Raw genomic sequence first — 26444 nt, forward strand, 5'->3', positions numbered from 1 at the left:
ACAGCATTTTAGCGGTGGCGATGGCTAAATAATATTAAATTACGGCAAGGGTGCATCATGCGACAGGGACTGACAAGTCGGCTTTCGAAGTTACTGCTGATCTCACTTCTTCTGACTACCAGCGTATCGCTGCAAGCTGATGAATCACCCGCCTTGAGCTCGGATGAATCGGCCAATTACCTGGCCGAGCTGAAGGCGCTCTATCTTACATCGGATGAGCGAAAAGCCCTGCTTGCGCATAGCAATGCCTTGCTTGAAACCCACGGGCTAAAGGCCGCGTATCAGGTTGGGCAGGCCAATCCGCAGGATCTGTCCTATCGCCTGAGCGTGGGCGCGCCGGGTGAATTACGCATCCGCGAAGAGCGGCGAGATGCGTCCGGCAACATCGCTGTGCGCAACAGCAGCTTTTCGGTGTTCGGAATGGACCCTTATTTACGCTATCAATGCCCGCCACAAGGGATTGTTTGCGTCTTTACCAGCCCGGCCGATGGGGACCCCTGGCTGACCATATTGCGTGATCCCGCCGGAGCTGAAGAACTGGCAAAAGCCTTGTCTTTCCTGTTCCGCAATCTGCAAAAAGGATAGGAACCGTCAACGCCGCAGTAGAAAACAAAAAGCCCCAAGCTTTCGGGGCTTGAGGCTTCGGCGCTGAGCTTGAAGGAACGGCCCCGCCGGATGGCAGGGCTGTTTCGACTCACACGATCACAGCAGCATCGTGCGGATGTCCGCCAGCAGCTCGGACAGACGCTTGGTGAAGCGCGCCGCCGCGGCACCGTTGATCACGCGGTGATCATAGGACAGCGAAAGCGGCAGCATCAGGCGCGGCTGGAACGCACTGCCGTCCCATACCGGCTGCATGGTTGCCTTGCTGACACCCAGGATCGCCACTTCCGGCGCGTTGACGATCGGCGTGAAGCCGGTACCGCCAATGTGGCCGAGGCTGGAAATGGTGAAGCAGGCGCCCTGCATGGCATCCGGTGAAAGCTTCTTGTTGCGCGCCTTTTCGGCCAACTCCGCCGCTTCGCCTGCCAGTTGCAGCAGGCTCTTTTGATCGACGTTGCGAATCACCGGGACCATCAAGCCATCCGGCGTGTCGACGGCGAAGCCTACATGCACGTACTTCTTGCGGATCACTGCCTTGCCGCTGGGGGCTAGCGAGGCATTGAATTCCGGCAGTTCCTTGAGCAGGTGCGCGCAGGCCTTGAGCAGCAACGGCAGTACGGTCAGCTTGACGCCGGCCTTTTCTGCGATTGCTTTCTGCGCGACGCGGAAGGCCTCCAGCTCGGTGATGTCAGCCGATTCGAACTGGGTCACGTGCGGCACGTTGAGCCAGCTGCGGTGCAGGTTGGCGGCGCCGACCTGCATCAGGCGGGTCATTGGCACTTCCTCGACTTCACCGAAGCGGCTGAAGTCGATGGTCGGGATCGGCGGAATACCCGCTCCGCCCGTAGCGCCTTCTGCCGGCGCCTGCTTGGCCTTGCTCATCATGTTCTTGACGTAGGCCTGGACGTCTTCCTTGAGAATTCGTCCCTTCGGCCCGGTGCCCTGGACATCGGCCAACTCGACACCGAATTCGCGCGCGGTCATGCGTACCGCTGGGCCGGCGTGCACCTTTGTGCCGGCCTTGCTTGGTCCGCTTACTACGGGCGGCGCCGTTGCGGCCGCCTGGGCTTCTGGCACGCCCTGCTTGTTCGGCGCGACAGCCTGCTGCTGCGGTGCCGCTTCCTCGCGTTTGGCCTCGGGTTTCTTCGCCGGCGCGGCGCCTTTCACTTTCAGTGTCAGGATCAGGTCGCCGGTCTTGGCTTCGTCGCCGACCTTGATCGACAGCGACTCCACGACACCGGCCTTGGGCGCCGGGATTTCCATGCTGGCCTTGTCAGACTCGAGCGTGATCAGCGATTGATCCGCCTCGACGCTGTCACCGGCTTTCACCATGACTTCGATGACATTGGCGGCGCCGCTGGAGCCAATGTCCGGAATGCGGACCTCTTCCACGGATTCGCCGGCCGGCTCGGCCGCTGACTCTTCAGCTGCTTCCGATTGCTGCGCCTTGGGCTTTTCCGCCGGCGCGCTGGCTGCAGTTGCAGGCTTGCTGGTTGCCGCGCCCTTGAGGATCAGGATCAGATCGCCAGTGCCGACTTCGTCGCCCACCTTGACCGAAATACTCTCGACGACGCCCGCCGCCGGAGACGGAATCTCCATGCTGGCCTTGTCGGACTCCAGGGTGATCAGCGCTTGCTCGGCCTCGATGGTATCGCCGGCCTTGACCGAGATTTCGATCACGCTGGCTTTGCCCGAGGAGCCGATGTCCGGCACCTTGATTTCTTGGGATTCGCCTTCCTCCGCCGAGGCCGAAGCATTTACGTCACCCGGCGGTGTCGGTGCTTCAGTCTCGTCGGCCGGGCCACCGCTGGCGGCGCCGGCAGGCTCGTCGGCCTTTTCAGTCGGAGCTGCAGCTTCTTCGCTACCTTCGCTTTCCAGCTCCAGTAGCTCGTCGCCTTCCTTCAACCGATCACCCATCTTGACCTTCAGGCTCTTCACCACGCCAGCCTTGGGCGCGGGAATTTCCATGCTGGCCTTGTCGGATTCGAGCGTCAGGATGCTCTGGTCGGCTTCGATACGGTCGCCGACCTTGACGAACAACTCGATTACTTCACCCTCACCGCTGCCGATGTCGGGTACGCGTATGGTTTCACTCACAATAGGTTCTCCTGTGCGCACGCTGCATCAGCAATCCAGCGGATTGCGCTTATCGGGGTCGATACCGAACTCGATGATGGCCTCGGCCACGACCTTGCGTTCGATGGCGCCGCGATCAGCGAGTGCCTTGAGTGCGGCGAGAGCAACCCAGCGGCGATCCACTTCGAAGAAGTCGCGCAGCTTGGCGCGCGAATCGCTGCGACCGAAGCCGTCGGTGCCCAGCACCTCGTACTCGCGCGACGGCACCCACTGACGGATCTGATCGGCGAACAGCTTCATGTAGTCGGTCGAGGCGATCACCGGACCTTCGCGACCTTCCAGGCACTGCTCGACGTAGGTCTTGCGCGGTTCTTCTGTCGGATGCAGACGGTTCCAGCGGTCCACGGCCAGGCCATCGCGGCGCAGCTCGTTGAAGCTGGTGACGCTCCAGACGTCGGCGCCCACGCCTATCTTCGCCAGCATGTCCACTGCGGCGCGTACTTCGCGCAGGATGGTGCCGCAGCCTAGTAGCTGCACGCGATGCTTGAAGTCGCCCTTGGCTTCCTCGAGCAGGTACATGCCCTTGATGATGCCGTCCTCTACACCCTGCGGCATGGCCGGCTGCTGGTAGTTCTCGTTCATCACGGTGATGTAGTAGTAGACGCTCTTCTGCTGCTCCATCATCTCGTGCATGCCGTAATGCATGATCACCGCCAGCTCGTAGCCGTAGGTAGGGTCATAGCTGCGGCAGTTGGGGATGGTGCTGGCGAGGATGTGGCTATGGCCGTCCTCGTGCTGCAGGCCTTCGCCGTTCAGCGTGGTGCGTCCGGCGGTACCGCCCAACAGGAAGCCGCGCGTCTGCGCATCACCGGCCGCCCAGGCCAAGTCGCCGATACGCTGGAAGCCGAACATCGAGTAGAAGATGTAGACCGGCAGCATCGGCTGGTTGTAGTTGCTATAGGCGGTGCCCGCCGCGATGAACGAGGAGAAGGCGCCGGCTTCGTTGAGACCTTCCTGCAGGATCTGGCCGTCTTTCTCTTCGCGGTAGTACATCACCTGATCGCGGTCGACTGGCTCGTACAGCTGCCCTACCGGGGAGTAGATACCCAGCTGACGGAACATGCCTTCCATGCCGAAGGTACGGGCTTCGTCGGCAAGGATTGGCACGATGCGCTTGCCCAGATCCTTGTCCTTGACCAGCTGCGAAAGGATTCGACCGAACGCCATGGTGGTGGAGATTTCGCGCTCGCCGGAACCGTCGAGTACGGCCTTGAGTGTTTCCAGCGGAGGCGTCGGAATGCTGAAGCTCTTCGGCCTGCGCTGCGGCAGATGACCGCCGAGCTTCTCGCGGCACTTGCGCAGATAGCGCATTTCCGCGCTGTCTTCGGCCGGACGGTAGAACGGCAGCTCTTCGAGTTGCGAGTCGTTGACTGGAATGTCGAAGCGGTCGCGGAACATCTTCAGGCTGTCGATATCGACTTTCTTGGTGTTGTGGGCGATGTTCTTCGCCTCACCGGCACCGGTGCCGTAACCCTTGATGGTCTTGGCCAGGATGACCGTCGGCTGGCCCTTGTGGTTGACCGCCTGGTGATAGGCCGCATAGACCTTGTAGGGATCGTGGCCGCCGCGGTTGAGCTTCCAGACTTCCTCGTCGGACATCTTCTCGACGCGCTTGAGCAGCTCAGGGTCGGCACCGAAGAAGTGCTTGCGCACGTAGGCGCCGTCTTTGGCCTTGTAGTTCTGATACTCGCCGTCGATCGCTTCGTCCATGCGGCGCTGCATGCGGCCATCTTCGTCGGCAGCGAACAGCGGATCCCACAGGCGGCCCCAGACGACCTTGTTGACGTTCCAGTTGGCGCCTTTGAACACGCCTTCCAGTTCTTGAATGATCTTGCTGTTACCGCGAACCGGGCCGTCCAAGCGCTGCAGGTTGCAGTTGATGACGAACACCAGGTTGTCGAGATTCTCGCGTCCGGCCAGGGAGATCGCGCCGAGGGTTTCCGGCTCGTCGCATTCGCCGTCGCCGATGAAGCACCAGACGCGCTGCTTGCCTTTCGGAATGAAGCCGCGGTTTTCCAGGTACTTCATGAAGCGCGCCTGGTAGATCGCGGTGATCGGGCCCAGACCCATGGAAACGGTCGGGAACTGCCAGAAGTCCGGCATCAGGTGCGGGTGCGGGTAGCTCGACAGGCCGTTGCCGTCCACTTCCTGGCGGAAATTCAGCATCTGATCTTCGGTCAGGCGGCCTTCGAGGAAGGCGCGGGCGTAGATGCCGGGAGAGGCATGGCCCTGGTAGTAGATCAGGTCGCCGCCATGCTCCTCGGTCGGGGCCTGGAAGAAATAGTTGAAGCCGATGTCGTACAGGGTCGCGCTGGAAGCGAAGGTGGAGATGTGTCCACCCAGGTCAGGGTCCTTCAGGTTCGCGCGCATCACCATCGCCAGCGCGTTCCAGCGGACCAGGGAGCGAATACGGCGCTCCATGAACAGGTCGCCGGGCATCTTCGCTTCACGGGTGACGGGGATGGTGTTGCGGTAGGGCGTGGTGATGCCGTAGGGCAGGGGTGTGCCGCTACGGGTGGCCAATTCACCCATCCGGGTCATCAGGTAGTGGGCGCGGTCTTCACCTTCGCGATCGAGTACTGACTCGAGGGCGTCCAGCCATTCCTGGGTTTCGACGGGATCGAGATCTTGCATGGCTTGCTCCAGGGCGGAAAGGCTTCCAGAATCGGTTGCCTGCTTCGCTGCCGGCTTCGTGAGCCGGTGCGTTTATGTTCTTGGATGTTCGCCGGGGGTAGAGCCGGGCTCTGTAGTTTTACTACAAAACTGCGACTGTTTCAGCCCCCTATGACATTCTTTCGTAGTAAAACTACAACCGCGACGACTCGGTTTGACGGGCTGGCTCGCGCTCAAAGGCTCTAGCCTGGCGCTTTCGCTGTCCTGCTGCCGACCACGGCGTAAAGGAACCTTACATGAGTCTGCCACCGCTGGTTGCATTGCCGACGCCGCTACTGCCATTGGTCAACCGTGCCGAGGAGACGTTCCTCTCGGCGTTGCGCGGCTCGTCGGAGCAGGCTGGCGAGCGCTTCGGCAAATGGCCGACGGAACGCCGCGAGGCATTCGGCAGAGTCTGTGCAGCCAGTGACTTCGTCACCGAGCAGGTTAGCCGAGATCACGAAATGCTGCTGGGGCTGGCCGAGTCGGGGCTATTGGAGCGCTCGCTGCGGGCCGGTGAAATGCGCGCGATGCTCGCCGAGGCGCTCGCCGGCTGCGAAGGCGAGGACAGTCTGGCGAGGCTGCTGCGGCGTTTTCGCAATCGTCAGCAGGTACGAATCATCTGGCGTGACGTGACCCGTCAGGCGGATCTGGCTGAAACCTGTGGCGATCTGTCCGACATGGCCGACGCCTGCGTCGACCTGGCTTACCAGTGGCTGTATGCGCGTCACAGCGAGCAGTTCGGGGCGCCGACCGGCCGGCGCAGTGGTCAGGCGCAACAGATGGTCGTCCTTGGGATGGGCAAGCTGGGTGCGCACGAACTCAACCTTTCTTCCGATATAGATCTGATTTTCGGCTATCCCGAGGGTGGAGAAACCGTGGGCGCCAAACGTTCGCTGGATAACCACGAGTTTTTTCTCCGCCTCGGCCAGCGTCTGATCAAAGCGCTGGATGCGCCGACCGTCGATGGCTTTGTCTTCCGGGTGGACATGCGCTTGCGGCCGTACGGCTCGTCCGGCGCGCTGGTGCTGAACTTCAATGCGCTTGAACAGTACTACCAGGACCAGGGTCGCGACTGGGAGCGTTACGCCATGATCAAGGCGCGGGTCGTTGCGGGTGATCAGGTGGCGGGCAAGGAGCTGCTCGACATGCTGCGCCCGTTCGTTTATCGGCGTTACCTGGACTTCTCGGCCATCGACGCGTTGCGCAGCATGAAGCAGCTCATCCAGCAGGAGGTGCGTCGCAAGGGCGTGGCGGCAAATATCAAGTTGGGTTCTGGTGGCATTCGCGAAGTGGAGTTCATCGCCCAGGCCTTCCAGCTGATACATGGCGGACGCGATCTGAGCCTGCAGCAGCGCCCGTTACTGAAAGTGCTGGCAACCCTGGCCGGACAGGGCTATCTGCCACCCGCAGCTGTCGAGGAATTGCGCGAAGGGTATGAATTTCTGCGTTACACCGAGCATGCGCTGCAGGCCATCGATGATCGCCAGACGCAGATGCTGCCGGACAGCCAGACCGACCGCAGCCGCGTGGCGTTCATGCTCGGCTTCGACAACTGGGCGGCTTTTCATGAACGCCTGCTGCATTGGCGCGACCGAATCGACTGGCATTTCCGCCAGGTCATCGCTGACCCTGACGAGGATGAAAATGCCGAAGGCGAGGCATTGGTCGGCGGCGAGTGGCTGCCGCTTTGGGAGCAGGACTGGGACGAGGAGTTCGCTTGTCGCCAGCTGACCGACGCCGGGTTCCGAGACGGTCAGGCTGCTTGCCAGCGCCTCGCCGCGCTACGTAGCGCCCAGCAGGTGCGAACCATGCAGCGCCTGGGTCGTGAGCGGCTGGATGCATTTATCCCACGGCTGTTGGCGCAGGCGGTCGAGCAGGATGATCCGGACCTGGTGCTGGGGCGCGTGCTGCCGCTGGTTGAGGCGGTCGCGCGGCGCTCGGCTTACCTGGTGTTGCTGACAGAAAACCCCAATGCATTGGAGCGATTGCTGGAACTTTGCGCGGGCAGCCCCTGGATCGCCGAGCAGATCGCGCGTTTTCCGCTGCTGCTCGATGAGCTGCTCAACGCCGGGCGACTGTTCCGTCCGCCGCAGGCGCCGGAGTTGGCCGCCGAGCTGCATGAGCGTCTGGCGCGGATTCCGGAAGACGACCTGGAGCAGCAGATGGAGGCGCTGCGGCACTTCAAGCTGGCGCACCGGCTGCGCGTGGCGGCTTCGGAGATCGCCGGCACCTTGCCCCTGATGAAAGTCAGCGACTATTTGACGTGGCTCGCCGAAGCGACCCTCGAACAAGTGCTGGCCCTTGCCTGGCGGCACGCGGTGGCACGTCACGGCCAGCCGCAGCGGGTTGACGGCACGCCCTGCGATCCGTCGTTCGTCATCATCGGTTACGGCAAAGTTGGCGGCATCGAGCTCGGCCATAGCTCCGATCTGGATCTGGTGTTTATCCACGACGGTGATCCCAACGCCGAAACCGACGGTGCCAAGCCCATCGATGGCGCGCAATTCTTCACTCGTCTCGGCCAGCGCATCATTCATCTGCTGACCACCCAGACCACCTCCGGGCAGCTCTATGAAGTCGACATGCGGCTGCGGCCATCCGGCGCTTCCGGATTATTGGTGAGCTCGTTGGGCGCCTTCGAGCGCTATCAGACTCAGGAAGCCTGGACATGGGAACATCAGGCTCTGGTGCGTGCTCGGGTGCTGGTTGGCTGCTCTCAGTTGGCTGAAGATTTCGAGCGGGTGCGTACGGGCGTGCTGGCCCGGCCGCGCGATCTCGAACAACTGCGCCGTGAGGTCAGCGAGATGCGCAGCAAGATGCGCGACAACCTCGGCACGCGCACGACTCAGGCCGGCATGGCTGACAAGGCCTTCGAGGCAGAGGGCGCGTTCGATCTCAAGCACGACGCCGGTGGTATCGTGGATATCGAATTTATGGTGCAATACGCGGCTTTGGCGTGGTCGCACCAGCATCCGCAACTGCTGCGCTATACCGATAACATCCGCATTCTCGACGGGTTGGAGCAGGCCAGGTTGATGACCGGCGATGAGGTTCGGTTGCTGCAGGACGCCTACAAGGCCTACCGAGCAGTGGCTCACCGGCAATCACTGCAGAAGCTTCCCGGTGTGGTGAGTGGGGACCAATTCCATGACGAGCGTCGCGCGGTGATGCGCTTTTGGCGCGAGCTGGGGCTCAGCTGAACTCGTCTGCAAACAGAGCATTTATCGAATTCCGAGGTGGCAACAATGTCGATGGCCGATCGTGATGGCGTGATCTGGTATGACGGTGAGATGGTTCAGTGGCGCGACGCGACCACCCATGTGCTGACTCACACCCTGCATTACGGCATGGGCGTCTTCGAAGGGGTGCGCGCCTACGATACGCCGGCTGGCACCGCGATTTTCCGCCTGCAGGCGCATACCGATCGCCTGTTCGATTCGGCGCACATCATGAACATGAAGATGCCGTACTCGAAAGAAGAGATTAACGAGGCGACTCGCGCCGCGGTTCGTGAGAACAATCTGGAAAGCGCATACATCCGTCCGATGGTCTTCTACGGATCCGAAGGCATGGGCCTGCGCGCCAGCGGCCTGAAGGTCCACGTGATCGTCGCCGCCTGGCACTGGGGTGCCTACATGGGCGACGAGGCACTGGAAAAAGGCATCAAGGTCCGCACCAGTTCCTTCACTCGCCACCACGTCAACATCAGCATGACCCGCGCCAAGTCCAACGGCGCCTACATCAATTCCATGCTGGCGCTGCAGGAAGCCATCTCCGGCGGCGCCGACGAGGCGCTGATGCTCGATCCGGAAGGCTACGTCGCCGAGGGCTCGGGCGAGAACATCTTCATCATCAAAGACGGCGTGATCTACACCCCTGAAGTCACCGCCTGCCTCAACGGCATCACCCGCGGCACCGTGCTGACCCTGGCCGACGAGCTGGGCATCAAGGTGGTGGAAAAACGCATCACCCGCGACGAGGTCTATATCGCCGACGAAGCCTTCTTCACCGGCACCGCCGCTGAAGTCACGCCGATTCGCGAAGTCGATGGCCGCAACATCGGCATCGGCCGCCGTGGTCCGGTCACCGAGCGCATCCAGAAGGCTTACTTCGATCTGGTGTCCGGCAAGACCGATGCGCATGCCGAATGGCGGACATTGGTCAAGTAAGCCGCAAGCTGGAAGCCAGAAGCTGGAAGTGAAGACCACTCCCGCACTGGCTGCCAGCTTCAAGCTTATGGCTTCCAGCTTATGAATATTCTGATCGTAGGTCCCAGCTGGGTCGGCGACATGGTGATGGCGCAGACGCTGTTCATCTGCCTGAAACAGCGCCATCCGGATTGCCAGATCGACGTACTGGCGCCGGAGTGGAGTCGTCCGATCCTTGAGCGCATGCCCGAGGTCCGCCAGGCCCTGAGCTTCCCGCTCGGCCACGGCGTGCTCGACATGACGACCCGGCGCAAGGTCGCACAGAGCCTGCGTGGCCAGTATGAGCAGGCGATCCTGCTGCCCAACTCGCTGAAATCGGCACTGGTGCCGTTTTTCGCCGGCATTCCCAAGCGTACCGGCTGGCGCGGCGAGATGCGCTTCGGGCTGCTCAACGATATCCGCAAGCTAGACAAGCAGCGCTATCCGTTGATGATCGAGCGCTTCATGGCGCTGGCCTTCGAGCCGGGCGCCGAGCTGCCCAAGCCCTATCCGAACCCGTCGCTGCGCATCGACAGCGAGAGCCGTGATGCGGCGCTGGCACGCTTTGGTTTGCGCATGGACCGGCCGGTGCTGGCGCTGTGTCCAGGCGCCGAGTTCGGCGAATCCAAGCGCTGGCCAGCCGAGCATTTCGCCAAGGTGGCCGAAGCGAAGATTCGCGAAGGCTGGCAGGTCTGGCTGTTCGGTTCGAAGACCGATCACGCCGTGGGCGAAGATATCCGTCAGCGGCTGATTCCCGGATTGCGCGAAGAGGCGCTGAACCTCGCGGGTGAAACCAGCTTGGCCGAGGCGATCGATCTGCTGTCCTGTGCCGAAGCCGTGGTTTCCAATGATTCGGGCCTGATGCATGTGGCCGCCGCGCTCGGCCGCCCGCTGGTGTCGGTCTATGGCTCCACGTCTCCCGCCTTCACACCGCCATTGTCCGAGCAGGTCGAAGTCGTCCGCCTGGGCCTGGACTGCAGCCCTTGTTTCGAGCGCACCTGCCGCTTCGGCCACAACAACTGCATGCGCGAACTCGAGCCGAATAGGGTGAACGAGGCGCTGGATCGCCTGATTCCCCAGCCGATCGAGGTGCGCTGAGTGAGGGTGTTGCTGATCAAGACCTCGTCGCTAGGCGACGTGGTGCATACGCTCCCGGCGGTGACCGATGCACAGCGCGCGGTTCCCGGCATCCAGTTCGATTGGGTGGTGGAAGAGGGCTTCGCCGAAATCCCCGCCTGGCATCCGTCGGTGGCACAGGTCATCCCTGTGGCGATTCGCCGTTGGCGCAAGCAGCCTCTGCAGACGCTTCGTTCCGGTGAGTGGCGGCGGTTCAAGGCGCGCCTGCGCGAGGCCCGCTACGATCTAGTCATCGATGCCCAGGGTTTGCTTAAAAGTGCCTGGATGACACGTTACGTCAAGGCGCCGATTGCCGGTCTGGATCGTGACTCTGCACGTGAACCGCTGGCCTCGCGCTTTTATGATCGCCGCTACGCTGTGCCGCGTGACCAGCACGCTCTGGAGCGGGTACGCCAATTGTTCGCCCAATCGCTCGGCTATCCCGTGCCCGAGACGATCGCCGACTACGGCCTGGATCGTAACCAGCTGGCGACGCCGGGCGAGGCCCCCTATTTATTGTTCCTGCATGGCACCACCTGGCCGAGCAAGCATTGGCCGGAGCAGTACTGGCGCGAACTGGCCGAGCGGATGAGCGAATTCGGTTGGGCGATCCGTCTGCCGTGGGGCAATGCAGACGAAAAAGCGCGTGCCGAGCGCATCGCTGATGGCTTGGCTGGCGTGTCGGTGCTGCCCCGGCTGAATCTCGGCGGAATTGCCAAGGTCGTTGCCGGTGCGCGGGCCTGTGTTGCGGTCGATACAGGCCTCGGTCACCTCGCGGCGGCGCTGGACGTGCCGAGCATCTCGCTTTACGGCCCAACGCTCCCTGGCCGTGTCGGTGCGTACGGGCGCTCGCAAGTACATCTGTGCGCCAGCGGCCCGAATGCCGGCAAAGGCGATCGTCATAAACCCTGCTTCGACGACCTCTCGCCCGAGCGCGTCGCAAGCGAACTCAAGGCCCTGTTGCGGTCATCGGGGATGCACTGATGCAGTTGGCCTTCATTCTTTACAAGTATTTTCCTTTCGGCGGACTGCAGCGGGACTTCATGCGCATCGCGCTCGAGTGCCAGCGTCGCGGCCATGGCATCCGGGTCTATGCGATGATCTGGGAAGGCGAGGTGCCGGACGGCTTCGAAGTATTGATCGCGCCGGTCAAGGCCCTCTTCAATCACGCGCGCAATGAGCGCTTCACGGCCTGGGTCGAGAAGGATCTGGCGAAGCGCCCGGTGGACCGGGTCATCGGTTTCAACAAGATGCCCGGTTTGGACGTCTACTACGCGGCCGACCCCTGTTTCGAAGACAAGGCGCAAACCCTGCGCAACCCGATCTATCGCCGCTGGGGGCGCTACAAGCATTTCGCCGAATACGAGCGTGCGGTGTTTGCGCCACAGTCGAAGACCGAAATCTTGATGATCTCTGAAGTGCAGCAGCCGTTATTCGTCAAACACTACGCGACGCCGGCAGAGCGCTTTCATTTGTTGCCGCCGGGTATTGCTCAGGATCGCCGTGCGCCGGTCAACGCCGCAGAAATCCGCGCCGAGTTTCGCGAGGAATTCGAACTGCAGTACGACGAGTTGTTGCTGGTGCAGATCGGCTCCGGCTTCAAGACCAAGGGCCTCGACCGCAGCCTTAAGGCCGTGGCTTCACTCCCTCGCGACTTGAAAAAGCGCACTCGTCTGTTCGTTATCGGCCAGGACGACCCCAAGACCTTCCAGCTCCAGGCCAAGACGTTGGGCATTTCTGCGCAGATCGAGTTTCTCAAGGGTCGCAGCGATATCCCGCGTTTTCTTCTGGGCGCCGACCTGCTGATCCATCCCGCCTACAACGAGAACACCGGCACCGTGCTGCTGGAGGCGCTGGTCGCCGGGTTAGCTGTGCTGGTAACCGATGTCTGCGGTTACGCGCATTACATCGCAGATGCCGACTGCGGGCGCGTTGTGCCGAGCCCGTTCAAGCAGGACGATCTAGATCGTTTGCTGGCCGACATGCTGGCTGATGATGAGCAGCGCAGGCGCTGGGCAGAAAATGCGTTGGCTTATGCCGAGACCGCGGACCTCTACTCGATGCCGCAGAAGGCGGCCGACGTGATTCTGGCAGAACGCCCATGAAACTGATTCTTGCTGAGCCCTTCAAAACGCTCTGGGCGGGGCGTGACCCGTTCGAGGCCGTCGAACAATTGCAGGGCCAGGTCTACCGCGAACTGGAAGGCCGCCGCACCTTGCGTACCGAGGTCGATGGGCGTGGGTATTTCGTCAAGATCCACCGCGGGATCGGCTGGGGCGAGATTTTCAAGAACCTGAGCACTGCCAAGGCGCCAGTACTGGGCGCCGGGCAAGAGTGGCGGGCCATTCAGCGACTGCATCAAGCGGGCGTGCCGACCATGACCGCGGTGGCTTATGGCGAGCGTGGTGGAAATCCTGCGGCGCAGCACTCCTTCATCATCACCGAGGAGCTGGCGCCGACGATCAGCCTCGAGGATTACAGCGCCGATTGGCTGCAGAATCCGCCTGAGCCGCCGCTCAAGCGTGCACTGATCGCCGAAGTCGCGCACATGGCCGGCACCATGCATCGCGCCGGGGTCAATCATCGGGACTTCTATATCTGTCACTTCCTGCTGCACACCGACAAGCCAGTAATGGCCCTGGATTTTCGTCTGTCGCTGATCGATCTGCACCGCGCCCAGACTCGCAGCGAAACGCCACGGCGCTGGCGCAACAAGGATCTGGCCGGGCTATATTTTTCGGCATTGGGCATTGGCCTGACCCGTCGCGACAAACTACGTTTTCTGCAGATCTATTTCCAGCGTCCGCTGCGCGAGGCTCTGCGTGACGAGGCCCCGTTGCTGCGTTGGCTGGAAAGCAAGGCGGACAGGCTTCAAAGCCGTTATGAGCGCAAGTACGCGCAGGGTGCTCAATGAGTGGCTGGCGGGTCGTCGGCGACATTACGGCCGGCGCGGCACACGCGTTTGCCAGTCTGGATACGGTTTTTGCGCTTGAAGGCGAGCCGATCGCGCGCGACCCGCTCTCCGAGGTGATCCGCGTCGAATACGACGGCCTGCGCTACTACATCAAGCGCTACTGGGCAGCGGGTAAGAATCTGCGACGCTACCTGGGGCGCCCGCGGGTCAAGGCTGAATGGCAAAACCTCAAGCATTTCGAGCGCTGGGGCATACCCGTGGCGCCGCTGGTGGCCTGGGGTATGGAACGCCGCGCTGGTGCATTCGCGCGCGGCGCGCTGATCACCCTGGAAGTACCAGATACCTTGGACATGGCGGCGCTGGCCAAAGGCAACGACCCACGCCTGGGCGACCGGAGCTGGGTCGAGCGCATCAGCCGGCAGGTGGCATCTGCGACCCGTACCCTGCACGACCATCGCTTCGCCCATAACGATCTGAAGTGGCGCAACCTGCTGGTCAACGGCGCCGGTGAGCTGTTTCTGATCGATTGTCCGTCCGGCGACTTTTGGCGGGGGCCGCTGCTGCGCCGACGCATCGTCAAGGATCTGGCCTGCCTGGATAAAGTCGCCAAGCATCACCTGAGCCGCACTCAGCGGCTGCGTTTCTACCTGCAATACCAGCAACGCCCGCGTCTGGTATCGGCTGACCGCGCGTTGATTGACCAGGTGCTCAAGTACTTCGAGGGGCGTGAATGAGAGCCGAGCTGAACCCCGCCGAGGCCTATCTCAAGAAGGATGCCCGTGCTCCGGTCATCGATTCCTTGTTGGAGCGTATTGCCAGTCATCGGCAAAGCAAGGGCGCGCGTTCATGAATCTGACGGAACTCGCACGAGCCGGGCGCTCGCCGGCTTTGCCCTTGAACGTGACGCTACCCGCTGGCGAGCTGACGTTGCAGCGGTGGATGCGCGTATTGCCAGGGCAACGCTATGTCGCCAAGGCGCAATGGCAGGGCCGTGACGTGCTGGCCAAACTGCTGGTCGGTGGCAAGGCCGAGCGCCACTTCGAGCGTGAGCGGCGAGGCGCACGGTTACTGGCCGAGCAGGGGATGACCACACCCGCTTTGCTCGTCGAGGGGTTCGCGGCAGGGCAGGGCGGTTGGCTGCTGTTCGACTTCCTCACCGATGCCGAAAGCCTCGAACAGGCCTGGCGCGATGTGGCGCAACAGCCGCTGTTATCCGATGCGCAGCAGGCGGTGCTGGGTGAAGCGCTGGGCGCTGTGGCGCGCTTGCATTCCCGCGGCCTGTGGCAGAGCGACCTGCACCTGGACAACCTGTTGCGCCATGAGGGGCGGCTGTATCTCATCGATGGCGGCGGCGTGCAGGCGCAGACACCGGGCCAACCGCTTGATCGTGACAAAGTGCTGGCGAACCTTGGCGTCTTCTTTGCCCAGCTGCCTGCCAGCCTCGAACCGCATATCGAGGCGTTGCTTGTGCATTACGTCTTGGTCAACGGCGAGCATGCGCTGCCGCTGGAAGCCTTGCTGCGAGAAATCGCCAGCGTTCGGCGTTGGCGGTTGCGCGATTACCTTGGCAAGCTCGGGCGTGATTGTTCCTTATTCAGCGTAAGCCGCAGCCTCGGTCAATTGCGTGTCCTGCGCCGTGAGGATGAGCCGGCGCTGCGTGAGCTGCTGGCTGCGCCGGATGAGGCTGTCGAAGCAGGACGGGCGCTGAAACTGGGCGGTAGTTCGACCGTGGCCCTGGCCGAGCAGTCTGGACGGCAACTGGTCATCAAACGCTACAACATCAAAGGACTGGCGCACTGGCTGCGGCGTTGCTGGCGGCCGAGCCGCGCTTGGCACAGCTGGATAGAAGGCAATCGCCTGGCATTTCTCGGCATCGCCACGCCCCGGCCGCTGGCGATGCTGGAGTTGCGTTGGCTGGGCCTGCGCCGCCGCAGTTACCTAGTTACCGAATACAGCGCAGGCGAGGATATAATCGCTCGTTTCCAGCCGTATCTCTCCAGTTCACCGCCCGAGTCCGAATTGGTGGCGCTGGATCAGCTATTCGAAGCCATGCTGCGCGAGCGCATCAGCCATGGCGATATGAAAGGCACCAACCTGTTCTGGGAGCAGGGTCGCTGGGCGCTGATCGACCTGGACGCTGCGCAGCAACATAGTAGCGATACCCGCTTCGCCCGCGCCTATGCCAAGGACCGTGCGCGGTTTCTGCGCAACTGGCCAGCCGACTCAGCGCTATGTCGGTTACTGGATGCACGTTTACCGAAGGACAGCTTGAAGCCAGAAGCTTGAAGCTGGAAGAAAAGCCCTCCGGGGTTGAACTAGACATATTCGCTGTTGCTTCGAGCTTCCGGCTTCAAGCTTCAAGCTGCTTTTAAGAGGCTTCCAACCGTGTCATTGACGATTCTCGGCCTTTCCGGCGCCCTCAGTCATGATCCTTCCGCCGCCCTGTATGTCGACGGCAAGCTGATTGCGGCCGTCGAAGAAGAGCGCTTCGTGCGCGACAAGCATGCCAAGAATCGCATGCCCTACGAGTCGGCCAAGTTCTGCCTGGAGCAGGCCGGGATCAAGCCGAGCGATGTCGATGTGGTGGCGATTCCGTTCGCGCCCATCAGCATCTTTGAGAAGGCCCGTTGGCACTACGCCAAGCGCTACTGGTATGCGCCGGACCGCGCGCTGGACGCTATCCTCATGGGCAATCGCCGCTATCACCGCTATAAGAAGCGCATCCAGTGGTGCCTGCAGCAGCTCGGCTTCGACCTGAAGAAGGTCAAGCTGCAGCCGGTCGAACATCACCTGGCCCATGCCTCCAGCGCCTACCATTGCTCCGGCTTCACCGAGAAGACCGCCATCCTCGGCATCGACGGCAAGGGCGAGTACGCCACCACCTTCTTCGGCTGGGGCGAGAACGGCAAGATCCACAAGATCAAGGAATTCTACGATCCGGATTCGCTGGGCGGCCTGTACGGTGCGATCACGGAATACCTCGGCTTCGAGATGCTCGACGGCGAGTTCAAGGTCATGGGTATGGCGCCCTACGGCGATGCGGCTAAATACGATTTTTCCCGTCTGGCGAAATTCGAGAACGGCGAACTGACCATCAACACCGACTACGCCAACGTCATCGGTTTCCGTCGCTACAAGGAAAAGGGCAAGGGCTTCTACTTCTCGCCCAAGCTGATCGACTGGCTCGGTCCCAAGCGCGAAGGCGACATCGCCGACGATCCCTACATCCATTACGCCGCCAGCATGCAGGCGCTGTTCGAGAAGCTGGCGCTTGAGATGATGGACTACTACCTGGGCGACATCATCAAGCAGACCGGTAAGATCGCCTTCGCCGGCGGCTGCGCGCTGAACGTCAAGCTCAACCAGAAGATCATCGCCCGCCCCGAGGTGAAGGAACTGTTCGTCCAGCCCGCGTCCGGTGATGCTGGCACCGCGGTCGGCGCTGCCGCCTACGTCTCGCACCAGCGCGGCGTGCCGGTGGAGAAGATGGAGCATGTCTATCTCGGCCCGTCCTATACCAACGAGGACGTGATTGCCGCCTGCGCCCGCCACCCCAGCCAGCCGGTGTGGCAGAAGGTCGACGACGTGCCCAAGCGTATCGCCAAGATTATGGTCGATGGCAACCCGGTGGCCTGGTTCCAGGGTCGCATGGAATTCGGTCCGCGCGCCCTCGGTGGCCGCTCCATCATCGGCTGCCCGAGCATTCCGGGCGTGGCTGACCGGATCAACGAACAGATCAAGTTCCGCGAGCGCTGGCGCCCATTCTGCCCCTCGATGCTCGATACCGTGGCTGAACAGATGCTAAAGGTTGACCATCCCAGCCCGTTCATGACTTTCACCTTCGAAGTCAATGAAGAGTGGAAAGAGCGCGTCAGCGAAGTCGTCCACGAAGACGGTACCTCTCGCGCCCAGGTGCTCAAGCGCGAATACAATCCGCGCTGGTACGATCTGATGGTCGAGCTGGAAAAATTGACTGGTAATGGCGTCTCGCTCAATACGTCGCTCAACCGCCGCGGTGAGCCGATGATCTGCTCGCCGACCGATGCGTTGAATATGTTCTATGGGTCGGATCTGCAATATCTGATCATGGAAGACATTCTGGTGGTCAAGGATGATAAGGGTTGGTATGAGCCCGCCTGACACGCCACGTGTCCTGCAGCTCTGCCACGGTTACGATGGCCCCTTCCTTGATTGCGCCCGTCAGTACGCCGTCCTGTTTGCCGGCACACCCTACTTGGTCACCACGGTATTCCTGATCGGCGTGCCGGATGAGCGAGTGGCAGCTGCCTGCGCTTCTGACGAGGTGTTGTTTCTCGGCTACAGCTCGAAAGAACTGGGCGGCCTCAAATTGGGCCCAATACGCCGGTTGCGCGAGATCATTCGCGGACGGGATTTCCGCCTGTGCATCGCCCACCGCTTCAAGCCAACCTACATCGCCTGCGTGGCGACCCATCTGCCAGTCATTGGCGTAAATCATGCGTTCGGTGTGTATCAGCGCTTGTCGAGGCGAATGTTCGCTAATCTGTTCCGCAAGCGCTTGCTGCTGCTCGGGGTCTCGAACGCCGTGCGTGACGATATCCGTACTTGCCTGCCTCGTTGGCCGGCAGAGCGGACTGAAACACTCTACAACAGAATAGATATTGAGGCCGTGCAGGCCGAGCAGCTTCCGCGCGCTCAGGCCCTTGCGGTCCTTGGACTGCCGTCTAGCGCTTGGGTTGTTGGTAACGTCGGTCGTCTACATCCAGATAAGGACCAGGCCACTCTGATCCGCGGTTTTGCCAAAGCCCTATCGAACCTACCTGAGGGCAGTGTGCTAGTGATTCTCGGCAAGGGGCGCCTCGAGGCCGAACTCAAAACCCTGGCCGGCGCGCTGGGCATTGCCGGACAGGTTCATTTCCTCGGCCAGGTAGCTAAGGCCCGTCGCTACTTCAACGCCTTCGATGTTTTCGCCTTGACTTCCGATCACGAGCCGTTCGGCATGGTGCTGCTGGAAGCCATGGCCGCCGGTGTGCCGGTCATCGCCAGCGACTGCGGCGGCGGGAGGGAAGTGGTTGGGGGTGTCGGAACTCTCTTTCCGCTGGGGGACGCCGCGGTACTGGCTGAAGGTCTGGTGCGCATGTCCGGGCTGGGAGCGGAGCAGCGTAGCCTTTGCGAACAGCTGCTGGCCCAGCGGCTGGACGAGGTCTTCTCCGATACGGCGGTGCGCGCCCGGTTCTGGCAATTGGATACGGTTGCTTCTCTATTGAAGCTGGAGCTGGCCAGAGGGAAATATCCGTAAGGCTCATGGTTATTTGGAGTGCTCGGTTGCATGATTGCTCACCTCAAGAATCAGTACTGGAAGCGCTGGATCCGCCAGCACGGCTGTAAAGTGGCAGATGGAGTAATAGCCCTGCGTAAAGGCAGCCGTCTTCATATCGAGGTAGGCGTCGAACTCGGGCATGTCCAGATGCTCTTCGACGAGCTGAGCGTCGGTACTCGAACCTACATGCGCAGCGGCGGCGAACTTCAGAACGTCGCCTTCGTCGGACGTTTCTGCTCGATCGGCTCGAATGTGGTGCTAGGGCAGGAGAGAAATACGCACCCGACCAATTGGATCAGCTCCCATCCCTTCCAGTATTCCGGAACCGCTTTGCAGTATCAGGCAAGAGCCAGGCCGGCCCATGTCGGACACGATGTCTGGATTGGGCGTGACGCTATGGTCATGGAAGGTGTGGAGATCGGCACTGGCTGCATTGTGGCGGCCCGCTCGGTGGTCACCAAGAGTCTGCCGCCCTATTCGATCGCCGCAGGAGTTCCTGCCAGAGTCGTCGCGCAAAGACATCCGGAATCCATAGCGCAGCAACTGCTGGAGTCGAAATGGTGGGATATTCCCATCGTTGATCTAGTTCAGCTGCCGCTCAATAGCCCAGAGGCCTTTCTGCGGGTGCTTGGCGAGAGGCACTTTGTGGCTAAGAGCGAACCCCCAGCACTGCGCATAACCCGGGAGGGCTGTAAGGTCCTATGAAAGTCTTATTTCTTGTCCAGGCCGAGCAGAGGATCATCCTCGACCGCCTGTACGAAGGCGTCGCTAGCCATTGCGACTGCGACCTGCGCTGGCTGAGCCGGAATGACCAGGCGGATCTACGTAGCTATTTCCGCCGCGAGGTGGATGTCGCTCGTTATGACCGGATTCTTTTCTTCGTGCGCTTCAAGCAGGAGATTCGGCAAGTTGGCTTCATTCGCAGTGTGCCGAATCTGGTGATACTGGAGCACGACGCTTATCAGAACTACATCACCTGCAAATACACCGGGAAGTTCAGCGCACACTATCGGCGCTTGCCGTGGGTGCGTGTAATCAGCTCTGGTTTCATGGTCAGCGAGCGGCTTCGCCAGGAAGGTTTCGATGCAGTCTTCGTCCCCAAGGGTTACGACCAGACATCGCTGCGCGATCTGAGGCAGGAGCGAGATATCGAGCTGGCCTTCGTCGGCAGCACCAAAAGCGGCGCCTATAGCGAGCGCAAGGCGTTACTCGATGAGCTGGCAAAAGTCGAAGATCTAGTCGTTACACGCACCAATTCCGGCGAAGACTATTGCAATACCCTCAATCGTATTCGCTTCTTCGTCAGTGCCGACGTCGGCATGGGCGAATACATGATCAAGAACTTCGAGGCTATGGCTTGCGGTTGTGTATTGCTGGCGTGGGATCAGGGCGAAGCGGAAAACAAGGCGCTGGGTTTCGTCGATATGGAAAACCTGGTGCTTTACCGCAGTGTCGATGAGCTGCGAAGCAAGCTGGTGATGTTGCGTTCGGATCCCGACCTGGCGGCGCGCATCGCTTCTGCGGGTCGGGCCTTGGCGGAGCGGGAGTACAGTTTCTCGCGCATCGGGCAGCGTATCGTCCAGTCGTTGGATAAGCCGTTGCGGGACCGCCCGCCGATGGGCCTGTGGGATCGACTGCGCCTGTACTGGAGGCTAAAGTGAATCAATCACGTATTCGCTTGCTGATTCCCTATTTCGGCCGATGGCCGTTCTGGATGCCGTTTTTCCTGCAGACCTGCAAGCGGAACGCCGATATCGACTGGCTCTTTTTCAGCGATTGCGGGACGCCAGACGACCTTCCGGATAACGTACGGATCGTACCGATTTCGTTTGCTGACTACTGTCAATTGGTCAGCGAGCGTCTGGGCATATGCTTCAAGCCGACCAATCCTTACAAGCTCTGCGATATCAAGCCTGCGCTAGGGCATATCCACGCCGAGTATCTGGATGGCTTCGACTTCTGGGGGTTCAGCGATATCGATCTCGTCTACGGTGACCTGCGCGGCTATTTTTCAGAGGAGCGGCTCGTACGATACGATCTGCTGTCTACCCACGCACGTCGCGTTTCGGGGCATTTGTGTTTGCTGCGCAATAACGAGCGTATGCGCCAAGCGTTCATGCGCGTTCCCGGCTGGCAGGCCTGTTTCGAAAATCCCGAGCACCGCGCATTCGACGAAGCGGCGTTCAGTCGATTGTTCATTCGACGAAAAAACTGGCCCGAGGCGCTTCGGCGGGTCGCCGACCGCTTCAATCCGTGGCGTCGATGCAGTGAATTCAACGAGGCGTTCAGCACGCCGCACGCGCGGGTTCCATGGCTCAGCGGTGGCTTCGATTTCCCCGATTGCTGGATCTGGAGCGACGGGCGGCTGACCAACAACCGGGATGGTGCGCGAGATTTTCCCTATTTCCATTTCATAACCTGGAAGAACGCCAAGTGGTCCGGCCGTTCCCCAGAACTGCTGATGCAACCTGGCGATCTCGCCGCTCAGCCATCGTGGTGCGTTACCGAGCAAGGGTTTCGCACGTTTGACGGCGTGTTTGCCGCTACCGAGCGGAGAGCGGGTACCGATGACTCGCTTTAATCCCGGAGCCATCATGCTGGAGTATTCGGCTTGAGCATCGTCAGTATCGTGTGGTCTTCGGGCAACGCGCATGCCTCGATCCATCAGGTGCATGAGCAGATCCTTTCCCTCGTGGCTGATAAGAGAGGGGTCCACACCTGGATGCTGATGGGCCGAGAGGCTGCGAGGGATCCGGGTTGCGGGCAAACGCTGCATTGGCGGTTGAGCGCGAAGGCGCTCAAAGGCCGGGGTGTTTGGAAGCTTTCGCAGTGGTGGCTACAGCGGCGCCTCGCCCGCGAGATCGAACGGGTCAATCCGAAAGCGTTGTTGCTCGATGGCATTGGCGTGGCACGGCTGATCATTCCGGTGGTGGCGAGGCTGAACCCCTCCATTCAGGTCATCGTAGTCTTCCATGGGCAGAGCCGCATACGCCGCAGCGACTCGAGGTTGTTCAGCGCGATCGCTGCGCATCGCCTGAAGCTCGTCGCGGTGTCCGGGGCGCTCGCCGAATCCCTGGGCGCGAAGCTGGGGAGAACAGTATCCGCTACGCGAACGGCGATGAATCCGCACACATTCAAGCAGGCACTGATTTCCCGCGACGAAGCCAGGATGAGGTTGGGCGTTGATAGCGCATGCATTGTCCTGGGCGCGGTCGGACGGCTGGTCGAGGAAAAGGGCTTTCTGCCGATGCTCGATGTGCTGAGAGAGTTGTCGCGCACGCGGACGGACATCCACCTGGTGCTCGTGGGCGACGGGGAGCAGCGACCGGAACTAGAGTCACGTATCCGGTGCCTGGGCCTGGAGCGAATGGTGACGCTGGCGGGGCATCGCCAGGACGCTGCACAGCTGTACCAGGCGTTCGACGTGATGTTGATCCCGTCCCGCAGCGAGGGGTTGGGTTTGGTTTTACAGGAAGCGGTGATGGCGCATGTGCCGGTTGTGGCCAGTGATCTACCGGTCTTCGTCGAGCAGTTGGGGCTCAGAGGTATTTACGTCTCGCCGAACGATGTGTCCGGCTGGGTCGCGGCCATTGAGCACGTACTCGATTCGGATCGGCGATCGCTCGCCGGTGAGCAGGATCATCAGCTCGCACCGGAGGTCGCCTGGGAGCAGTTCTGCAACAGCTATGCGGAACTGCTGACCAATGACGCGGACCCGGTCAGGGCATCGTAGAACTGCGAAAACGGAAAGGCGTTCTGAAATTTTTCACGTTCCAGGTATCGGCTGAAGTGCGCTAGGTTGCGTCGGATCATGTGATTAGGTAGAGATCGACCCAGGAAACGCATGTCGGCGATATCGATCAGCCCCAGCGAACCGTGCGGGGTGAGGACGATATTGCCCAGATGCAGCGAGCGGAAGTAGATGCCCTTGCGGTGCAACTCGCGTACGAAGCGGATCAGTTCAGGCAAGATCGGCGTCCAGCTGAATTCAGGCTGCTTGGCGAGCTGAGTTAGCGAATTGCCTGGCAGCGGGGCGTAGAGCACCGCGCTGGCCGACTTGTCGGGAAGCTCGTATAGCGCCTGGACGCTCAGCGTGGCGATGCCAAGAGCCTGGAGGCGTTCGGCGTTATTGACGAAGCGGCGCGAGTAAGGACGTAGAAGTGCTGAGGATAGCCAGCGCTTACGACGAAAGATTTTTAGAAACTGACCGTTCTCAAGCTGCAGGACTTTAGGGCCCAGGCCATCCTCCTCGAGAACGGCCGCATTATGGGTGAGCTGTTGCAAGTCTCGCTGGCATAATTGACTTACGTGCATTGTGGAGAGGGCCTTAAGCAGTGTACGAACGTCGAGCAGGGCATGCATTCTAACATCGCTGATACCGGCGCATTTTGCTGTTTTCCGAAGGGGTAATATGGATAGCCGTCGCATAGAGCTGGCCTGGCTGACGCTGGGTTTGCTCTGGTTTTTGCTTGGTATAACGTGGATTTCGACGGCTAAGCTTTACCAACAAGGCTTGATTGTTCTGTTCTGGATTCCAGCTATCTGGTCGTCCTGGTCTTATCGCGCATTGCTACTCGACCTCTGGCGGCAGGAAAAGCCGCTTGTGGCGGCATTGTTTGCATTGGTCGCGTGGGCTGCAATCAGCGTGTTCTGGAGCGCTGCCGAGGAGCCTGCGCGCGAAGCCAAACGACTGTTTTATGTGCTGTTTTTCCTACTGGGTTTGGTTTGCCTGGGGCAGACACCATCGCGTGTCGTCTCTGTCCTGCGGTGGGCTGGTTTCGGTCTGGCACTTGCTGCGCTGGCCGCGCTGATACAGCGCTATGGACTCGAGGCGAAGCCCTGGGCATGGCGGGCGCAGGGGTTCGGCCTGCTCGATCATCCGATTATTGGCGGCTATGTATTTGGCATGGCACTTATCTGGTGGTTCTGTTTGCCACCCAGGCGGACTGCGCTGCGGGTGGTCTGGGCGGCCGGTTTGTTGGCGCTTTTTACGTTCATCGTGATGACACAGAGCCGTGGTGTATGGGTTGCCCTGCTGACCAGTGTGCTGTTGATGCCTGTTTGGAGGGTTGGGCGGGCCGGTTTGATCGTGGCCGTCTTGCTACTTTTGGTGGCTGCCGTCGGTTACTGGTTATTTGGCAACTATGTGGTCGCTAGAGGCACCTCTTATCGCCCCGAAATCTTCGCTGCAAGCCTAGGAATGGTCGCTGATCGGTCCTGGCTGGGTTTAGGGTTGGGGAGCGAGTACCAAGTCGAAGCCTTGGGGCGCATGTTCGACCATGCTCATAACCTGTTTACCCATGTGGCTTTAGAGCTTGGACTTCCCGGTCTCGTGCTTTGGTTGGCAATCTGGGGTCGCAGCTTTGTCATCGCGATACAGGAGCGGTCAACGACTCTTGGTAGCGTGTTGTTGGGTATGCTGTTGTTCAGCACAATGGCGCTATTGTTCGATGGCGCGAACCTGTGGGACTCTCCTCGCCCCGAGTGGTTCTTGACTTGGCTGCCGGTGGGTCTAGCGCTGGGGCTGAGGGCAGGGTCGGTTACCTCACTGTGCTACCATTTCCGCCCTTCGACATATGAGTTGCATTCTCCTATGAGTGGCTCACCCCTGAAGGCCGACACGGCTTCGAGTCTAAGCATCTACCTGAGGTTGCTGCGCTACGTGCTCCCCTATTGGGGGCTATTCGCAATCAGCCTTCTCGGCTTCCTCCTTTTCGCCTCCACCCAGCCGATGCTGGGCTACATCCTCAAGTTCTTCGTCGATGGATTGAATAACCCGGATGCTAGCTTTTTCGCCCAGGTGCCTCACCTGAAAGAGCTGGAATGGCTGGCCGAGCTGAAGCTCCTGCAGGCCGTGCCGTTGTTGATCGTGCTCATTGCGTTGATGCAGGGCATTGGCTCATTTTTTGGCAATTATTTTCTAGCCAAGGTTTCGCTGGGCCTGGTTCATGACTTGCGCGTCGCGCTGTTCAACAACCTGCTGACGCTGCCCAATCGCTACTTCGACAGCCACAACTCCGGCCATCTGATTTCGCGTATCACCTATAACGTGACGATGGTCACCGGTGCAGCGACCGATGCGATCAAGGTTGTGGTGCGAGAAGGCATGACCGTCATTTTCCTATTTGGCACGCTGCTTTGGATGAACTGGAAGCTGACCATGGTGATGGTGGCGATTCTTCCCGTCATTGGTGTCATGGTTTCCAGCGCCAGCAAGAAATTCCGCAAGCAGAGCAAGAAGATTCAGGTCGCGATGGGTGATGTCACCCATGTCGCTTCCGAAACCATTCAGGGCTACCGAGTCGTGCGCAGTTTTGGCGGCGAGAGCTACGAGCAGCATCGCTTCTTCGGCGCCAGCACGGATAACACCGCCAAGCAGCTGCGCATGGTCAAGACTAACGCGGTCTATACGCCAACCCTGCAGTTGGTTATCTACAGTGCGATGGCGCTGCTAATGTTCTTGGTTCTGTTGTTGCGCGGGGATGCATCGGCGGGCGATCTGGTGGCCTACATCACGCTGGCGGGCCTGTTGCCAAAACCGATCCGGCAGCTTTCGGAAGTCAGTTCGACGATTCAGAAGGGTGTGGCTGGTGCAGAGAGCATTTTCGAACAGTTGGACGAGGCCCAGGAAATCGATAGCGGTACGCTTGAGCGTGATCGGGTCAATGGGCGTCTCGACGTCAGTGGCCTGAGTTTCGTTTATCCCGGCACCGATAAGCAGGTGCTGCACGATATCAATTTCTCGGTGGAGCCGGGGCAGATGGTGGCGCTGGTCGGACGATCCGGCAGCGGCAAGTCGACCCTGGCGAATCTGATTCCTCGCTTCTATCACCATGATCAAGGGCAGATTTTGCTGGATGGAGCGGATATTCAAAGTTACAGGCTGCGCAATCTGCGCCGGCATATCGCGTTGGTCACTCAGCAGGTCACGCTGTTCAACGACACGGTTGCCAATAACATCGCCTATGGCGATCTGGCCGGCGCACCGCTGGAAGATATCCAGCGTGCGGCCCGCGACGCCTACGCCGATGAATTCATTGAGCAGATGCCTGAGGGTTACCAGACCCAAGTTGGAGAAAATGGCGTACTGCTGTCCGGCGGCCAGCGTCAGCGCTTGGCCATCGCCCGTGCGCTGTTGAAGAACGCGCCGGTACTGATTCTGGACGAGGCGACCTCGGCGCTGGACACCGAATCCGAGCGGCACATCCAGGGTGCGCTGGATCATGCGATGACGGGGCGCACCACGCTGGTGATAGCGCACCGCCTGAGTACCATCGAAAAGGCCGATCTCATTTTGGTGATGGAGCAGGGGCGTATCGTCGAGCGTGGTACGCATGCCGAATTGCTTGTGGCCAATGGCGCCTATGCCAGGTTGCACGCAACACAGTTCAAGGATGAGGCCTAGGCTGAACGGTGGACCTGCCGAATGACGCAGGCCAAGGTCTGTCAGGTTCGGCCGGTTCACTGCGCCGCAGGTCCGCAACGCTCTGCAATCGCCATGCTCTCCCTGTGTTTACGGCAAGAATTCGCCAGT

General features: G+C 60.8%; 19 protein-coding genes and 1 pseudogene. 17 read left to right on the forward strand and 3 right to left on the reverse strand.

Annotation, left to right across the window (positions count from 1 at the left end):
• The first annotated feature begins 57 nt into the window (after positions 1 to 57).
• Positions 58 to 585, forward strand: coding sequence for a hypothetical protein (locus tag GYM54_RS16425; RefSeq protein WP_197444942.1), 528 nt, complete (start codon positions 58 to 60; stop codon positions 583 to 585).
• A 117-nt stretch (positions 586 to 702) separates the two neighbouring features.
• Here GYM54_RS16425 and aceF read toward each other — a convergent pair whose 3' ends face one another.
• Positions 703 to 2700 carry a dihydrolipoyllysine-residue acetyltransferase gene (gene aceF, locus GYM54_RS16430; protein WP_197444943.1) on the reverse strand — a complete coding sequence of 666 codons (1998 nt, stop codon included), beginning with the start codon at positions 2698 to 2700 and terminating at the stop codon, positions 703 to 705.
• Positions 2701 to 2727: 27 nt separating this feature from the next.
• A complete protein-coding gene (aceE, locus tag GYM54_RS16435) occupies positions 2728 to 5373 on the reverse strand; it encodes a pyruvate dehydrogenase (acetyl-transferring), homodimeric type (protein WP_131649636.1) in 2646 nt (881 codons plus the stop codon).
• Between the two features lie 275 nt (positions 5374 to 5648).
• Between aceE and glnE the strand changes: the two genes are divergently transcribed.
• The 14 genes from glnE (at position 5649) to GYM54_RS16505 (ending at position 22643) form a co-directional block, all read left to right on the forward strand.
• Positions 5649 to 8594 (forward strand): bifunctional [glutamate--ammonia ligase]-adenylyl-L-tyrosine phosphorylase/[glutamate--ammonia-ligase] adenylyltransferase, encoded by a 2946-nt coding sequence (gene glnE / locus GYM54_RS16440; RefSeq protein WP_197444944.1) that lies wholly within the window; start codon positions 5649 to 5651, stop codon positions 8592 to 8594.
• Positions 8595 to 8639: 45 nt separating this feature from the next.
• Positions 8640 to 9563, forward strand: a complete 924-nt coding sequence (gene ilvE, locus GYM54_RS16445) for a branched-chain-amino-acid transaminase (protein ID WP_131649638.1) — start codon at positions 8640 to 8642, stop codon at positions 9561 to 9563.
• Positions 9564 to 9644: 81 nt separating this feature from the next.
• Positions 9645 to 10679: a lipopolysaccharide heptosyltransferase II gene (gene waaF / locus GYM54_RS16450; protein WP_197444945.1), complete on the forward strand. Its 1035-nt coding sequence runs from the start codon at positions 9645 to 9647 to the stop codon at positions 10677 to 10679.
• On the forward strand, positions 10680 to 11681 hold the full coding sequence (gene waaC, locus GYM54_RS16455) for a lipopolysaccharide heptosyltransferase I (protein ID WP_197444946.1): 1002 nt from the start codon (positions 10680 to 10682) through the stop codon (positions 11679 to 11681). It abuts the gene before it with no gap.
• Positions 11681 to 12802 (forward strand): glycosyltransferase family 4 protein, encoded by a 1122-nt coding sequence (locus GYM54_RS16460; protein WP_197444947.1) that lies wholly within the window; start codon positions 11681 to 11683, stop codon positions 12800 to 12802. Before waaC ends, GYM54_RS16460 begins: the two co-directional genes overlap by 1 nt.
• Entirely contained in the window at positions 12799 to 13611 is an 813-nt protein-coding gene (rfaP, locus tag GYM54_RS16465; RefSeq protein WP_197444948.1) for a lipopolysaccharide core heptose(I) kinase RfaP, read from the forward strand. Before GYM54_RS16460 ends, rfaP begins: the two co-directional genes overlap by 4 nt.
• Complete coding sequence (locus GYM54_RS16470) at positions 13608 to 14345, forward strand: lipopolysaccharide kinase InaA family protein (protein ID WP_197444949.1); 738 nt, start codon at positions 13608 to 13610, stop codon at positions 14343 to 14345. The genes rfaP and GYM54_RS16470 overlap by 4 nt, the downstream gene beginning before the upstream one ends.
• 112 nt (positions 14346 to 14457) lie before the next feature.
• Positions 14458 to 15897: a lipopolysaccharide kinase InaA family protein gene (locus tag GYM54_RS16475; protein WP_197444950.1), complete on the forward strand. Its 1440-nt coding sequence runs from the start codon at positions 14458 to 14460 to the stop codon at positions 15895 to 15897.
• Positions 15898 to 15996: 99 nt separating this feature from the next.
• Entirely contained in the window at positions 15997 to 17751 is a 1755-nt protein-coding gene (locus GYM54_RS16480; protein WP_197444951.1) for a carbamoyltransferase, read from the forward strand.
• Positions 17738 to 18889 carry a glycosyltransferase gene (locus GYM54_RS16485; RefSeq protein WP_181099709.1) on the forward strand — a complete coding sequence of 384 codons (1152 nt, stop codon included), beginning with the start codon at positions 17738 to 17740 and terminating at the stop codon, positions 18887 to 18889. The genes GYM54_RS16480 and GYM54_RS16485 overlap by 14 nt, the downstream gene beginning before the upstream one ends.
• Before the next feature lie 30 nt (positions 18890 to 18919).
• Complete coding sequence (locus tag GYM54_RS16490; protein WP_181099711.1) at positions 18920 to 19615, forward strand: CatB-related O-acetyltransferase; 696 nt, start codon at positions 18920 to 18922, stop codon at positions 19613 to 19615.
• Entirely contained in the window at positions 19612 to 20571 is a 960-nt protein-coding gene (locus tag GYM54_RS16495; protein WP_181099713.1) for a glycosyltransferase, read from the forward strand. Before GYM54_RS16490 ends, GYM54_RS16495 begins: the two co-directional genes overlap by 4 nt.
• Positions 20572 to 20624: 53 nt before the next feature.
• On the forward strand, positions 20625 to 21491 hold the full coding sequence (locus tag GYM54_RS16500) for a DUF6625 family protein (RefSeq protein WP_219852974.1): 867 nt from the start codon (positions 20625 to 20627) through the stop codon (positions 21489 to 21491).
• 30 nt (positions 21492 to 21521) lie between these two features.
• Positions 21522 to 22643 carry a glycosyltransferase gene (locus GYM54_RS16505; protein ID WP_181099715.1) on the forward strand — a complete coding sequence of 374 codons (1122 nt, stop codon included), beginning with the start codon at positions 21522 to 21524 and terminating at the stop codon, positions 22641 to 22643.
• Here GYM54_RS16505 and GYM54_RS16510 read toward each other — a convergent pair.
• Entirely contained in the window at positions 22595 to 23224 is a 630-nt protein-coding gene (locus tag GYM54_RS16510) for a toluene tolerance protein (RefSeq protein ID WP_181100227.1), read from the reverse strand. The two genes, GYM54_RS16505 and GYM54_RS16510, sit on opposite strands and share 49 nt — an antisense overlap.
• Before the next feature lie 592 nt (positions 23225 to 23816).
• Between GYM54_RS16510 and GYM54_RS21760 the strand changes: the two are divergent.
• Positions 23817 to 24242, forward strand: a pseudogene (locus GYM54_RS21760) (O-antigen ligase family protein); the annotation flags it as partial.
• Positions 24243 to 24503: 261 nt separating this feature from the next.
• The gene (gene msbA / locus GYM54_RS21765) at positions 24504 to 26315 is read left to right on the forward strand and encodes a lipid A export permease/ATP-binding protein MsbA (protein WP_231752162.1); all 1812 of its coding nucleotides are present in this window, start codon (positions 24504 to 24506) and stop codon (positions 26313 to 26315) included.
• Positions 26316 to 26444 lie beyond the last annotated feature (129 nt).

It is taken from the genome of Pseudomonas sp. MTM4, assembly GCF_019355055.1.
Lineage (GTDB): Bacteria > Pseudomonadota > Gammaproteobacteria > Pseudomonadales > Pseudomonadaceae > Stutzerimonas.